Here is a 12676-nt window from a genome sequence, read left to right as displayed (position 1 = left end):
AATGCAATGAAGCGTAAATTATCCAGGCTCATAGGCCTTTTTTTGACTGCAGGCATCTTGGTTGGCTCACCCCTGCTAGCCCATGCCCAATCTGATTATCCCAATAAACCCATACGTCTTATTGTTGGCTTCCCTGCCGGAGGCTCAACTGACATTGTGGCACGCGTCGTTGCACAAAAATTAGGCGAGCGTTTAGGTCAGACTATTATTGTCGAGAATAAAGGCGGTGCTGGTGGCACGATTGGTACCGATGCTGCTGCTAAGGCGGCTCCAGATGGCTACACTCTCACACTGGGAACAACCAGCACAATGGCAGTGGCTCCTGGCGCCTACTCTAAGCTTGGCTATGATCCAATCAAGAGCTTTGCCCCAATCTCCCTCGTGGCTGTGACTCCCTACTTGTTGGTAGTTAATCCACAAGTTCCCGCTAACTCCTTGGCTGAATTGGTTGCATTAGCTAAAAGTCAACCAGGTAAATTGAACTTTGCATCAGCGGGTAATGGCTCTACTACCCAGCTTGCAATGGAAATGCTCAATGATGTTACTGGTATGAAGATGACTCACATTCCTTATAAAGGCAATGCCGATGCAGACTTAGCCATCGTCTCTAATCAAGTGCAAGTTCTCTTTGGGTCCATGCCAGCCTTACTACAACACGCTAAAGCCAATAAACTCCGTGCGCTTGCCGTAGGGAGTCCTAAGCGCTCACCAGCGTTACCAGAGATCCCTACCGTTGCAGAGCTAGGTTACCCTGGATTTGAAGCGGCCTTATGGCTGGGAGTATTAGCGCCAAGCGGAACACCTAAGCCTATTATTGATAGACTGAATAAAGAACTAGTCGCTATTGCGGCAACGCCTGATTTCAAAGCAGCGATGGATAAAAATGGCGCAGATGCTACCAGTAATACGCCCGAACAATTTGCAAGCTTAATACAAAATGAAGTGGGCAAATACGGCAGTATCATTAAAAAGCTCGGGATCAAACTAGACTAGTCCCAAGACAAATGAATCCGATGCACATTCTTTAAACACAATGTGCATCGGCATAAATGTCCTATAAATAAATCTAGTGCTTCTGCGCTACTACATTAATAACGCCCTTCATTCCAGCTTCATAGTGACCAGGCTCAAAGCATGCCATAGCGTATTGCCCGGGCTTTTTAAAAGTCCAAACTAATTCTGCTTGTTGTCCTGGTTTAGCTGAGATTTCATTTGTATGGTGATGCCCTTTGGTATTGGGGTTGGCCATCTCTTTAGCGTGAGCGATGATCTCTTTTTCTGTGCCAATCACCAGCTCATGATCTACCTTGCCCTTATTAACCAAAATGATGCGAATGGGCTCGCCTACCTGTGCTTCCCATGTTGCGGGAGTAAAACGCATAATGTTATCAACTTCTATACGAACCTCTTTCATTGATCGGGCAACTACTTGTGCCGGAGCTCCATGATCATGACTATGACCATCACCGCCATGCTCATTAAAGTAGTAAAAGGAATATATTGATGCCGCAATAACAATAACTAAGCTAGTTCCCCCCATAAATCAAGGGCGCCTTTACTTTTATCTTGCCCTTACCTTCCATCAAATACATGGCCAATAGAGACATGGCAAAGCCAACCGGAACTACCCAAGAACTTCTAGCGGGAGAGTCTGGAAAATGCTGGAGTCCTCCAGTAAAGAAGCCCAAACCAATTGAGGCAACAATGCCAATCAACAAAATATCTGTCCAACTATGATCTTTATCGGGATTAGCAATCTTTTCTAGTGTGCCGCCAACGAGATAAATGACGACTCCAAATATAGCGGTCCAGATGGCTCGCTCGCCACTAAAAAATCCATGCGTAATAGCACCAGCAGTAAAGCTAATACCCGTGTATTTACAAAGAGATGAGATATGACTAAGTGGAAAATTCATTCTTTTATCTTAGATGATATTGCCCAACAGAATCATTAAGACAGCAAATGCCCTTTAACTTACTGGGTCTTTTTAAGATTAGCAATTTCTTTGTTAATTTACTGAAGTATCGACTTGTCTGATGAGATCCAATGACCCCCTAATTGATTTAGATCAAATAGAGAAAAAGTCTCGTTTTAAAAGACATGCTCACTTAGCTAATAAAAAACCACCCGAAGGTGGTTTTAGAGCTTCTTGGTGGCCTCGGGGAAAATTAACAGGACCAACCTTACATGCTCTTATTTATTGAATCTTTATCTAATCACTCTTCAAGGGCGTAGCTGACTTTAAACTCCTGTGTACGCGATGCCTCATGAGAATATTTCAAAAAATTTTCTCGATGTCTTCTGTAGAATAAAAGTCCCTCTTTGAGACTAGCCACTGTCGCATCTTGTTCGATCATCTTGTCCCATAGGTTCCAATCTTCTTGGGGATGAGCGCCATCTTCGTAGCGTTTCTTATAGCCAATTTTTTGCCCAAACGACGTGCGGTACATCATTGACCCATGGTGCTGATCTTGACGATCCCAATATAAGTCGCCCTGGTAAGACTGGGTCTCACCGGGCACCCGAACTAATATTTCTTCTTTTAACTCACCTGTAACAACAATGTCGTATGTGACAATATCTGCGCTGGCTTTTGATAACAACTCGATTGCGTCTGAACGCAGCCAATTATCAGCACCTATGAATAAAACATACTCTGTATTGATCTGAGATAGTATGTCTTGAAAGTTATCCACAACACCTAAATTTTTAGGTCTCAATATATATTCAATTTCAGGATATAGGCTTGGCAAATGATTGCAATCTAAGCCGCCATCATCAACAAATAAAATCCTTGCGGGCGGAGTAGTTTGGGAGAGCAGTGACTCGATGCAATGCGCTGCAAGGTGTCCGTATCTGTAGGAGGCAATAACGACAGTAATCATATTAAGTAGAATTAGAGCACGAAATTATGACATTAGGGCTCATAAAATCTAGGCCGCCGAATTCTCCACCCAGACCAAAATTAAAGCCTAATCAACCAGGGTCCGCAGTTCGCTTAATCACCTTAATTCATATGGTGCTAATCATTCTCTTTAGCTATATTGACACGACTAATAATCCAGCAAGCTCCAGCAATCATGATGATCGCCCCGCTCTCATAGAGCAAGATTGCAGGATTTCCATCCTTACCCTGAAGAATAATTAATCTACTCAATGCAGTCATTGCAATAAATAAAGGTATGGTGATTGGAATGCGATGGCTAGAATAAAAGGCTGCCAACATACCAAGTACCTCGGCATAAATAAACATGAGCAAGAGGTCCTGCAGCTCAACACGACGATTTTCAATAAGAGAAAAAATTTCTTGGCCCATTGCAGCAACAGTAAAAATTGCAATAATAATTAGAAATAATTTTTCGACTAAGCCAATAATATTTTTTACATTCATACGCTGACCTTTTTTAATTTGGAATTCGACTACGCTAATCGCTTAATCTGTCTAAGTAAAACATGAGCAATGATTTCTAATAAGATACCTCAATAAAAGCCATTTTAAAAAAATGGTTGTGAAAAAATATCCCCTGGAAGGAGTATCCTACATACCATTGCGCGGTTTGAAGAGCTTAACTGGTATTTCTAGCTCATTGACTACCAAACCACATAGTCATCAACGGCATATAACTTACATTTAGCGCTTGCTTTCTTTTCACACCTACTTAAGGCGCTCGCTAAGGGATCATCACTGCCATACTCCCACCCATAATTCTTAGTTTCACTAATAGCAAATGCCTTTGGAAAGGGTTTTTCTAAAAATAGGCTGTATGCTTTTCTCATCGAATCTGTTGAATAGGGAATTTTTTCAAGCTCCCCAATTTCAGCAAAGTGGGTTTTAGATGGGGCTTCCGTGCGCGGTAAAGGCTGAAACTGAGGGTTAACAACTTTAGAAGACATGCCAATAGACTCAAGAAACTTTGTAAGGTAGGGCTCCCAAATGGCTCTCCCATCATTGCTTGTAAATAATAGATGTGAGTCACTGCCAAAAGTTCCATAGGCTACAAATTGAGACTGAGGATTTCCTGCCCTGTAACGCTCAAACATAGCGTCTGAGGTTTGCCTAGAAAAAAAGGAGTCGTTATCCCCGTAGAACCATATTGTTGGGACTTTAGTTGCCTTGCCAAAATCCTCAGCCGTACGATATAGATCTGACTGCCAACCGCCACAACTTTCATTTTTTAAGCCACCTGCAAAATTTACTAGGCCTTTAACAGATTGGTCTGGCTTGCTGGCGCCATAAGCTAGGGTTGTCCAACCACCATGCGATTGGCCAACTATTAATGTCTGGACTTTATCTACATAAGGAAGTCTATGAGCATATTCAATTACAGGCTGAATATCTTCAGCTTGAAGTAAGCCATTTGCTTTCATTGAACAAGATCCATCAGAATAATTTCCACCCGATTTTGAAAATCCTTGGCGCATTGGAACAAAAACTACATAGTTCCGTTCTAAGAAATATCTTATTGGCGATAGAGGTCTATAGCGATTCTGAAAGTGTGAATTTCCAAAGCTTTTCCCATGATTAATAATTACCAATGGGAATGGCCCATCCCCATTCGGTTTAAATATTGTTGTTTCAAGAGGAATCGAACCAATCAACATTTTTTTTGGGACAAAAATCACCTCTTCATTCAATTGCGTTGCCGCCAATAACTGAAGGGAAAAGAGTGCAGACAGGAGGCAAAAAATTAGTCGAATCATTTCAATGATTTTGCTTTAATTAATCATTATTGGCAAAGGTCTTGCCTGCTAACCTATAAATAAAAAAACCACCCGAAGGTGGTTTTGATGATTCTTAATGACCCAGAGCGAAACCGTGCTGAGCCAAGGATCTCTAATCTAGTAATTACTTACGCTTATTAACTGCATCCTTAAATGCTTTACCAGCACCAAACTTAACAGTCTTAGCCGCTGGAATCTTAAGCTCGGCACCAGTCTGTGGATTGCGTCCGATACGAGCTGCACGCTTGCCAGATTTAAAAGTACCAAAGCCAATTAACTGAACATCGTCACCTTTAGTAACGGCCTTGATAATTGTTTCAATTGCTGCGTTAAGGACCCGATCTGCGGATGCTTTAGAAATTTCTGCATCGTTGGCAATCTTTTCTACTAATTCTGATTTATTCATTCTTTTCTCCTAGGGATTTTTTATTCAGCCTACATTGCCAATTTAGCAAGAACCAGCTCACCCATAATACCCAACCTCAAATAAAAAAACCACCCACAGGTATTTTTAGCGATTTTTGGTGGCTTGGCGCGGAATCTAAGAGGGCCCCAGAATGCCTGATCCTTGAGGAGGCTACTCCCCAACACTAGATTGAACTTGGCCCGTTTTAATCCACTGAATAAGGGCTTTTGAGGTCGCCTCCTCCCTACCTCCCATTGAATGTAGGTGGGTTCCGCCACAAACATCCCCCGTACCCTCACCACCCTTTACGGTGATTAAATTATTTTTTGAGTATGCCAAGACGGTTGAGTATGGGGTGTAGACACATTGATCATCGCCATGATGAATATTTAGAACTGGGGCCTTTAATGAACCCACGTCAAATGACTCAGCAGAGTAGCCATAGGCCCGCATGCGTGGACTTGCTACCGTCTGAGCAGCCGAATGAATGCTACCCATGATTTCATTTCCTAGATTTTTAGCGAGCCATTTTGATGAGATTGTTCCGTAGCTGTGTCCCATTATATAAAACTTAATTATTCCATACTTTTCTTTTAACACCGCCATGATCTTTTTGGCATCATCGGCATGTTTCATAGAAGAGCGATAGTCATCATTACAAGCTAGCGGAGTGTTTCCTGGAGCAATTCGATTTTCATCGCTTGGGCAATCCATCACCACTAAGGCTATGCCTGTCTGAGCAAACAGATCGGTATTGTTTTGTAAGTAGTTTAAGTTTCTTTTCCAATCATTTTCTGTCTTGATATTAGCAATACCAGACCAGCCGCGATAAAACATTAATGCTGTATCTGATGAAGTTGAAGGCTTCAAAAGAATTGCCCTTTGAACAACTGGAGATTTGGAAAAAACGCCGAACTCTCTACCAACATCTGCCTCTATCAAAATAGGGGTCATTGTTTGGGCAGCGACTTGATTAAAGCATACCAAGATACAGACGCTTAATAGCCATTTCATTTAAGTACCCTTAGTTTATATGGATAGATTTAGAAGACAACAAACTCTACCTCATTCTTGAAGAATATTCCTCACCAGTCGGGATTTTTTAGCAAACAGTAGGAGTGGCATTTAGGCAATAAAAAACCACTTTAAGTTTTCACTAAAAGTGGTCAAACCCGTAGGAGCGGGTAGGCCGAAATAATTATTTTTTTCTTAAAAAGACTGGGATAAAGACCTCATCGCTTTGCGCGTTTATTGTTGTGTTCCCAGAATACTGTCTCCCCGCATTACCCAATTCAACATCTAATGCTTTTGCGTAAACCTCGGCATTACTTAAAGTATTTTGAGGTACTTGTTTGAATCCAAGTAATTCACCATTCTCAATACGAACCAATTCTGAAATTGCTAAGCCACAAGTGCCGGCAACTGCAGGCAAGGTCAGTCCATGAGCCTCTCGAGCATTACGAAGACGCCTGCCCACTTGCCTAAAAGATTGAATTTCTGCTAAGTTCATAAGAGCCTATACAAATATAGGGCTCTATCGTCTCTCCCGTGGAGGCTCTAGTCAATTAGCTTAGTGGCTAACTAGATGGAAATTTAATGACAAACTTAGCGCCAGTACCAACAGCGTCTTCGTAATAGATCGAACCACCATATCTAGTGACAATATGCTTACAAAGCCATAGGCCTAGGCCCATTCCCGTCTGCTTGGTAGTGCTCAATAGCTCAAAGAGATGTGGTTTGAACTCAAGGGCAACGCCTGTGCCATTGTCCGAAATACTTAATTGAACTGACTTACCTGTTTTAATCGCCTCTATAGCAATACGACACTGGAGAGTTCCTGAATTAGCTAAGGCCTGAATTGCGTTATTCAGTAGATTTAATATAACTTGCTCGATTTCAGATGGGTTCACCATGATCACCAAATCATCATCAACTCGAAGTTGAATTTGAATGTTCTTGCCCTTAAGTTCAGGCTTAACAATATCCAGGACTCTTGAAATCAAATCACCCAATTGAACTACTTGAGCATTGGATTCGCCTTCTGTAAATATGGATCTTAAAGATTTGACAATCGTCGCGGCTCTCTTATTATCCTGCTCTAGAGAATCTAAAATCTCTTTACCTAATTCAGGATTGAGCACCCCTTTTTCCAATTTCATTTTAAGAAATTGGATATTGAGGTTTGAGGCACCAAGCGGTTGATTGAGTTCGTGAGCAATCGATGCCGATAAAGCGCCAGTCGCTGAAGTCTTATTGGCTTTTAGTAGGCCGTAAATAAGTCGCTCTTTTTCTTTTAAGAGTTCAGTAATTTTTTCATTTTCTTCTTTAGCGCTCCTTAAGGAACTGGCAATTAGATTTTCTTTTTTAATCTGTCTTTCTAAATAAAAACTGCCTAAGGCCACATAGACTAGTATCGTACTGCCATAACCAATCCATAAAAGGGTTAAGGCTACAGCGTCTTGAGCATATAGAAAGAAATTAGTTTGAGTACTTGCAAACAATACCCAAACGGTTCTACAAGTTTCTCCAAGCAAAGTAAATACTGATAAAAAAATTAGCCACCTTACCAATATCGTTCGGTCTGTCTTGTAGTACTTTAGTAATTCCCATACTTGCCATATCAAAAATAGCTCTTGTGTAATGGTTATTAAAGCCACACGTTGTTTAAAGGTCCCTGGTATTACTCTCAAGTAGTCATAGAAAAAGTAAACGAATACTGGAATGATCCACAAAAGCAAAGCTTGAATTTTGGTAAATGGGCGTTGATTCCAAGAGCGATATAAGAATATGAGAAGAAAAACCGAAACAATAAATGAGGTATTGGCTATTGTGAGAAAAAACTGATGCGTCCACAAGGCAATACCAAAACTAAAAGAGGATAGGGAAAAAAGTCCTAGGCTTAAGGGCCAATAGATGCTGAATTCACTTTCTCTATTGGCGCGATATTGATGCAGGGCGTTTAAAAATAATCCCAAACCAATTAGCGCAAAAACAATAAAGAAAATTTGATTGGCTGTTTCCATGATCTAGATAGTACTAAAGATTATTAATAATGTTGTTTTAAACTACATCACAAAAACTAAACCTCCAGATGGGTCCATTTAAGGGGTTCTTCTTGAGGGTATACCCAAGATAAATTGAAGGGTAAATCCTCTTTTGAATTTCCATTAATATTAAACAAATTCGCCCCCCGAAAGTTCAAAGGCATGAAAATCTCAACTCACCATAAACTATTTTTGGTTACAGCAATCTTAAGCACACCCATGGCACTAGCTCAAAACTTTGGGCCACAAAATCTTCCTGTTGGTTCAGTAGTGACCTCTTTAAATGTCAATGCGATTAACCAATTTAATACCAACATTAGTTCGGGTGGCAGCTTTAATTGGCAAGATGCTAATGTAAACCTGAATAATCGCTACCAACTTGATACAAATTCAAGCATTGGACTAAATTTGCGAGATGGCTATCAAGATTGGTCTTGGAGCAATCCTAGTGGCTATAGAAATAAAACGCCATGGAAGGGGATTCAAAGCCCTGGCATAGGGCTAAGCTATTTTCAAAAGCTTGATGCAGGGTGGAGTGCTGGATTTGCCCCGACTGTTGATTGGGTTGCTGAAAATGGTGTTGGAACGGCAGGGTCTGCTACGTATGGTGCCATTGCTAGTGCTGCCAAAACATATTCCAATGATTTGACTATTGGTCTTGGTACGGGCGTATTTCGTCAAGTTGATAAAACAAGGGTGTTTCCTTTCCTTTTAATCAATTGGAAGATCAATGATAAGTGGACCCTAAATAATCCTCTGCCAGCAGGTCCATCCGGTGGTGCTGGACTTGAGCTCTCCTATGCATTGGCAAATAAATGGAATATTGCTGGAGGTGCCGCTTATAGATCCTATCGCTTTAGATTAAGCAATTCTAATTACACACCCAACGGCATTGGTCAAAACACTTTTATTCCAGTCTTCACTCGCTTGAGCTACTCAGTAGATCGAAGCACTAGTGCTAATTTATATCTAGCAGCCAATGTCGGCGGAAGACTATCTGTGACAGATGTGAATGGTGCCACGCCCTACAACACAAATTATCAAACAGGCCTTGCGCTAGCTTTTTCTATAACCACTAGGTTTTAGCGTTTCTTGATGGGCCCGGTCGGAGTCGACCAAGCGTAAGAATGTCTGATCGTATTTTAGCTAAGAGCAATAAAAAGCTCCTCTTTTAAGGCTAACATCAGATTCTGAGCGTTGAGCTTTCTCGTTCTGGAATAGTCTTGTCCAGCCCATAAACTTTGATATTCACCATTGTTGGTTCTTCCTGCCAATTGTCTTAGCGATATTGTCATCGTATTTTGTATTGGAAAAGGCAAAACCATTTTGCCCTCCATCATTCGAATAAATTCGTTGTTTATACCTCGAGCAGGTCTTCCTGAAAATCCTGTCGTAAATACTGAGCCTTTACTATGGTGATTCAGTAAATACTCTTTATGGGCGGGCGAGGCGCCTGACTCCTCACAACATAAAAAGGCTGTTCCCAGTTGAGCGGCTACAGCACCAGACTTCAAAGCATTAGCTATATCTACCCCATCCATTATTGCGCCTGCTGCAACAATAGGAATTGAACAATTCCCCACTAATAGCTTAGTCAAATCAATCGCGCTTAATTTTTCATCCTCCTCATCAGGATTAAATATACCCCGATGTCCACCCGCCTCAATACCTTGCGCCACAATAAAATCAGCGCCAGCTTTTTCACCTGCCTTTGCCTCTTTAAGACTTGTCGCAGTAATGCCAACAGCAATTCCTAATGAATGCGCCTTTTCAATGACACTCAGCGATGGAATTCCAAAATGGAAAGTTAGAATTTCTGGGCAATGTTCCCACACAGGATTCAGTTGCTCCTCAATATCAGGATAAAAAGGGGCCTCTGGTATCGAAACTAAATACTCAGCTTCAATAAGTAAACTTTGTATTGCTTCAATGGCCTTTTCTTGAATGGCTTGTTCTGGTAAATCAACTGGACTGAACACAAAAAAGTTGGCGTTAATGGGGCCATTTGTTAAAGCTCTTGTAGCAGTTAAATCTTCACTGATTTTTTGTGGGGTGCTGTATGAGAAACCGAAACTACCTACACCTCCAGCATTAGAAACCTGCGAAGCAAGTCTTGGGTTATTGATGCCGCCAGCCATGGGCGCCTGAATAATCGGGATGCTTAACTTAGAAAAGTTGAACATGGCTACTTCATTCAGTATCGTTTAAAAAGTCATTATATGAAAAGAGCATCTTATACATAAAAGTTCAAATGAAAAAATCACCCGCAGGTGGTTTTGGTGTTTCTTGGTGGCCCTGGGCGGAATCACCTGGGAATAAGAATCTATCTCTTCTAAAGGCTAAGCACCATGGCCATTAATATAAGTTTCTAAAAACTTGATCTGACTACCTTGAAGCTCAATAATACTTTTTACCAGATCTCCAACAGAAATCACTCCAACCACTTTATTGTTTTCCACCACAGGCAAATGTCTAATATGTTTGTGAACCATTATTGCCATACACTCCTCTAATGAGTTAGATGGCATCACAGTTAGTGGGTTCACTGTCATTATTTTTGAAACGGCAACTTGTTTTGGATTATTGTGCGGCAACAGCACTTTTATAGCGCAATCACCCTGTGAAACGATCCCCACTAAATTACCATCATCAATAACTAAAATAGCCCTTACTCGATGATCGCGCATCAGCATCAAGACATTTTCTACGCTATCACCCGATCGGACAGAAAAAAGGGTGTTAGCTTTTTGTTTAATAACTTGTTTTACTGTTGTCATAAAATTAAAAACCTAATAGATTCTAAGATGCTTCATTATTTTTTATTTGAACATACATTATATTCTGAGCTGTCATCCCAACCAAAGAAAAAACCACCCGAGGGTGGTTTGAGTGTCTCTTGGTGGCCCGGGGCCGAAATGAGCAAGGGCCTAGGATGCCCGACTCTATTTCTGATCGTTTTCAGATTCAGGCATTGCGGTCAATAGCAATGTAAACATAATAAGGACAACAAAACGGAAAGCTGCCTCTACACCATTCCACTTCTCAGATTGCCACATACAAAACCATTCGCCACCAACAACAATAAAACCAAAAAACCACAGTAAAAAACCAGCTAGACAGCCAAGATAAACCCAATTCTTGGCCCTAGTAAATGCGACCGAGGAATGAATATTTTTGAGTAGGCTAATAGCGCCTATGAGCAAGAGAATTCCTGTTAAAAATTCAGCAAATATGACTAGTCCGTAAGCAAGACTCCAAACCAAGGGGTCGAGAATGGCTCGGTACTTCAAAGTATTGCCTGGAAAAACTGTATCCATAGAAAGGGTGTGCTGAACAAAAGCGTAATTAGAGCCGTAGTCCATGACATTATTCAAGCAGACTAAAAGAGCGAAAATGGCAAGCGAAAAACAAATAATGGATTTACATACCCGAAGAATGTTCATCTCAGAAAACTCTATAAAAATTCATAAGAACCCATTCTACGACTCCAATCATTCAAATGGAAAAATCACCTGAAGGTGATTTTGGTGTTCTTGGTGGCCTTGAACGAAATCAAGCAAGGCAGAGGATGATTTATCCCGCTGGGACTGGTTCTGAGCCAGACGGTTTCTTGTATCGATTGTAGGACCACATATATTGATTGGGCTTGGAAAGAATACTTGCTTCAAAGAATTGATTCATAAGGGTGGCAGCCATTACTGAACACTCCGGATATCCCCCTGACATCAGATGATGCTTGATTTCCCAGCCCCGCCCAAAACTCAATCTTTCTGCACTCACAAACATCGTGGCTACTTCATTTTTATGCGTTAGCTTGATTGGCAATGTAGTTGTATAGGCGTATTGATTAAAGAACTTAGCCCACACACCATCGCCCTTGCTGGGGACTTGATCAGCCAAGATGCCAATGACTTCACCATTTTTTAATGCTCTCTTCATTTTTCGAACCCCGCCCAAGTTTGCTTCAACAAAGTCTATTTGAGAATGCTGCCGAGATTTAAGCATTAATTCATTAACCCAGGGCTTTCTCGCTGGCCTATACATTACTGTAGCCTTGATGTGCGCGGCAAAAAATCGCGGCACTATTTCAAAACCACCCAAATGTGAGGCTAAGATAATGAGCCCTTTTCCATTTTTAGCAAGACCAATAATTTGTTCTAAGTTAGCTACTGTTACTTTATCTATAGAAGATTTTGGATGTCGCCAAATCCAAAGAGTATCCGCAAACATCATCCCTGACTCGGCGGCCACTTTCCAGGGGGCTGGCTTAAATCCAGCAATGCTAGCCGCGTTTCGATGATTCTCATTTAACCGTTTTCGATACCGAGAAGAACTGAAATAGGTTAATAAACCAATAGCGGCACCGATGCCTTGAAGCATCACTAGCGGAAGAGAGCTAAATAGCCTTAGTAAAAAATACAACATTGGTTATTTTAGACTCTATTAATAAAAACCACCCGAAGGTGGTTTTGGTGTTTCTTGGTGGCCCGGGGCGGAATCGAA

Annotated in this window: 15 protein-coding genes; 2 read left to right on the top strand and 13 right to left on the bottom strand. The window is 41.2% G+C overall.

Annotated features, from left to right (window positions below; genetic code table 11):
- The first annotated feature begins 6 nt into the window (after positions 1-6).
- On the top strand, positions 7-993 hold the full coding sequence (locus ABWP14_RS06690; RefSeq protein WP_353202198.1) for a Bug family tripartite tricarboxylate transporter substrate binding protein: 987 nt from the start codon (positions 7-9) through the stop codon (positions 991-993).
- Between the two features lie 73 nt (positions 994-1066).
- Here the strand turns inward: ABWP14_RS06690 and ABWP14_RS06685 are convergent, their stop codons facing one another.
- The 9 genes from ABWP14_RS06685 to ABWP14_RS06645 all read right to left on the bottom strand — a co-directional run bounded on the left by ABWP14_RS06685 (position 1067) and on the right by ABWP14_RS06645 (position 8152).
- The gene (locus ABWP14_RS06685; protein ID WP_353202197.1) at positions 1067-1540 is read right to left on the bottom strand and encodes a cupredoxin domain-containing protein; all 474 of its coding nucleotides are present in this window, start codon (positions 1538-1540) and stop codon (positions 1067-1069) included.
- Positions 1527-1916 carry a hypothetical protein gene (locus tag ABWP14_RS06680; RefSeq protein ID WP_353202196.1) on the bottom strand — a complete coding sequence of 130 codons (390 nt, stop codon included), beginning with the start codon at positions 1914-1916 and terminating at the stop codon, positions 1527-1529. Before ABWP14_RS06680 ends, ABWP14_RS06685 begins: the two co-directional genes overlap by 14 nt.
- A gap of 301 nt (positions 1917-2217) precedes the next feature.
- Positions 2218-2886 (bottom strand): glycosyltransferase family 2 protein, encoded by a 669-nt coding sequence (locus tag ABWP14_RS06675; RefSeq protein ID WP_353202195.1) that lies wholly within the window; start codon positions 2884-2886, stop codon positions 2218-2220.
- A gap of 137 nt (positions 2887-3023) precedes the next feature.
- Positions 3024-3392 (bottom strand): phosphate-starvation-inducible protein PsiE, encoded by a 369-nt coding sequence (locus tag ABWP14_RS06670; RefSeq protein ID WP_353202194.1) that lies wholly within the window; start codon positions 3390-3392, stop codon positions 3024-3026.
- Positions 3393-3592: 200 nt separating this feature from the next.
- Complete coding sequence (locus ABWP14_RS06665; RefSeq protein WP_353202193.1) at positions 3593-4702, bottom strand: dienelactone hydrolase family protein; 1110 nt, start codon at positions 4700-4702, stop codon at positions 3593-3595.
- 145 nt (positions 4703-4847) lie between these two features.
- A complete protein-coding gene (locus tag ABWP14_RS06660) occupies positions 4848-5129 on the bottom strand; it encodes an HU family DNA-binding protein (protein ID WP_028818776.1) in 282 nt (93 codons plus the stop codon).
- 171 nt (positions 5130-5300) lie between these two features.
- Complete coding sequence (locus tag ABWP14_RS06655; RefSeq protein ID WP_353202192.1) at positions 5301-6143, bottom strand: hypothetical protein; 843 nt, start codon at positions 6141-6143, stop codon at positions 5301-5303.
- Between the two features lie 184 nt (positions 6144-6327).
- Positions 6328-6639 carry a helix-turn-helix domain-containing protein gene (locus ABWP14_RS06650; RefSeq protein WP_353202191.1) on the bottom strand — a complete coding sequence of 104 codons (312 nt, stop codon included), beginning with the start codon at positions 6637-6639 and terminating at the stop codon, positions 6328-6330.
- Positions 6640-6706: 67 nt separating this feature from the next.
- Entirely contained in the window at positions 6707-8152 is a 1446-nt protein-coding gene (locus tag ABWP14_RS06645; RefSeq protein ID WP_353202190.1) for a sensor histidine kinase, read from the bottom strand.
- Between the two features lie 240 nt (positions 8153-8392).
- Here ABWP14_RS06645 and ABWP14_RS06640 point away from each other — a divergent pair, with 240 nt between their 5' ends.
- A complete protein-coding gene (locus ABWP14_RS06640; protein WP_353202189.1) occupies positions 8393-9259 on the top strand; it encodes a DUF6268 family outer membrane beta-barrel protein in 867 nt (288 codons plus the stop codon).
- Between the two features lie 56 nt (positions 9260-9315).
- Here ABWP14_RS06640 and ABWP14_RS06635 read toward each other — a convergent pair whose 3' ends face one another.
- The 4 genes from ABWP14_RS06635 to ABWP14_RS06620 form a co-directional block, all read right to left on the bottom strand.
- Positions 9316-10356 (bottom strand): NAD(P)H-dependent flavin oxidoreductase, encoded by a 1041-nt coding sequence (locus ABWP14_RS06635; RefSeq protein ID WP_353202188.1) that lies wholly within the window; start codon positions 10354-10356, stop codon positions 9316-9318.
- A gap of 156 nt (positions 10357-10512) precedes the next feature.
- Positions 10513-10950 carry a CBS domain-containing protein gene (locus tag ABWP14_RS06630; protein WP_353202187.1) on the bottom strand — a complete coding sequence of 146 codons (438 nt, stop codon included), beginning with the start codon at positions 10948-10950 and terminating at the stop codon, positions 10513-10515.
- 165 nt (positions 10951-11115) lie between these two features.
- Entirely contained in the window at positions 11116-11616 is a 501-nt protein-coding gene (locus tag ABWP14_RS06625) for a DUF2165 family protein (RefSeq protein WP_353202186.1), read from the bottom strand.
- A 130-nt stretch (positions 11617-11746) separates the two neighbouring features.
- Positions 11747-12598 (bottom strand): LpxL/LpxP family acyltransferase, encoded by an 852-nt coding sequence (locus ABWP14_RS06620; protein ID WP_353202185.1) that lies wholly within the window; start codon positions 12596-12598, stop codon positions 11747-11749.
- Positions 12599-12676 lie beyond the last annotated feature (78 nt).

This window comes from Polynucleobacter sp. (assembly GCF_040400325.1).
Lineage (GTDB): Bacteria > Pseudomonadota > Gammaproteobacteria > Burkholderiales > Burkholderiaceae > Polynucleobacter.
This window is presented reverse-complemented; position numbering and strand designations above follow the sequence as displayed.

Coding starts and splice junctions, on each gene's coding strand:
- ABWP14_RS06665 (WP_353202193.1), bottom strand. CDS start 4,702: ATGATTCGACTAATTTTTTGCCTCCTGTCTGCACTCTTTTCCCTTCAG.
- ABWP14_RS06630 (WP_353202187.1), bottom strand. CDS start 10,950: ATGACAACAGTAAAACAAGTTATTAAACAAAAAGCTAACACCCTTTTT.
- ABWP14_RS06675 (WP_353202195.1), bottom strand. CDS start 2,886: ATGATTACTGTCGTTATTGCCTCCTACAGATACGGACACCTTGCAGCG.
- ABWP14_RS06650 (WP_353202191.1), bottom strand. CDS start 6,639: ATGAACTTAGCAGAAATTCAATCTTTTAGGCAAGTGGGCAGGCGTCTT.
- ABWP14_RS06640 (WP_353202189.1), top strand. CDS start 8,393: ATGGCACTAGCTCAAAACTTTGGGCCACAAAATCTTCCTGTTGGTTCA.
- ABWP14_RS06625 (WP_353202186.1), bottom strand. CDS start 11,616: ATGAACATTCTTCGGGTATGTAAATCCATTATTTGTTTTTCGCTTGCC.
- ABWP14_RS06680 (WP_353202196.1), bottom strand. CDS start 1,916: ATGAATTTTCCACTTAGTCATATCTCATCTCTTTGTAAATACACGGGT.
- ABWP14_RS06655 (WP_353202192.1), bottom strand. CDS start 6,143: ATGAAATGGCTATTAAGCGTCTGTATCTTGGTATGCTTTAATCAAGTC.
- ABWP14_RS06645 (WP_353202190.1), bottom strand. CDS start 8,152: ATGGAAACAGCCAATCAAATTTTCTTTATTGTTTTTGCGCTAATTGGT.
- ABWP14_RS06620 (WP_353202185.1), bottom strand. CDS start 12,598: ATGTTGTATTTTTTACTAAGGCTATTTAGCTCTCTTCCGCTAGTGATG.
- ABWP14_RS06685 (WP_353202197.1), bottom strand. CDS start 1,540: ATGGGGGGAACTAGCTTAGTTATTGTTATTGCGGCATCAATATATTCC.
- ABWP14_RS06670 (WP_353202194.1), bottom strand. CDS start 3,392: ATGAATGTAAAAAATATTATTGGCTTAGTCGAAAAATTATTTCTAATT.
- ABWP14_RS06660 (WP_028818776.1), bottom strand. CDS start 5,129: ATGAATAAATCAGAATTAGTAGAAAAGATTGCCAACGATGCAGAAATT.
- ABWP14_RS06690 (WP_353202198.1), top strand. CDS start 7: ATGAAGCGTAAATTATCCAGGCTCATAGGCCTTTTTTTGACTGCAGGC.
- ABWP14_RS06635 (WP_353202188.1), bottom strand. CDS start 10,356: ATGTTCAACTTTTCTAAGTTAAGCATCCCGATTATTCAGGCGCCCATG.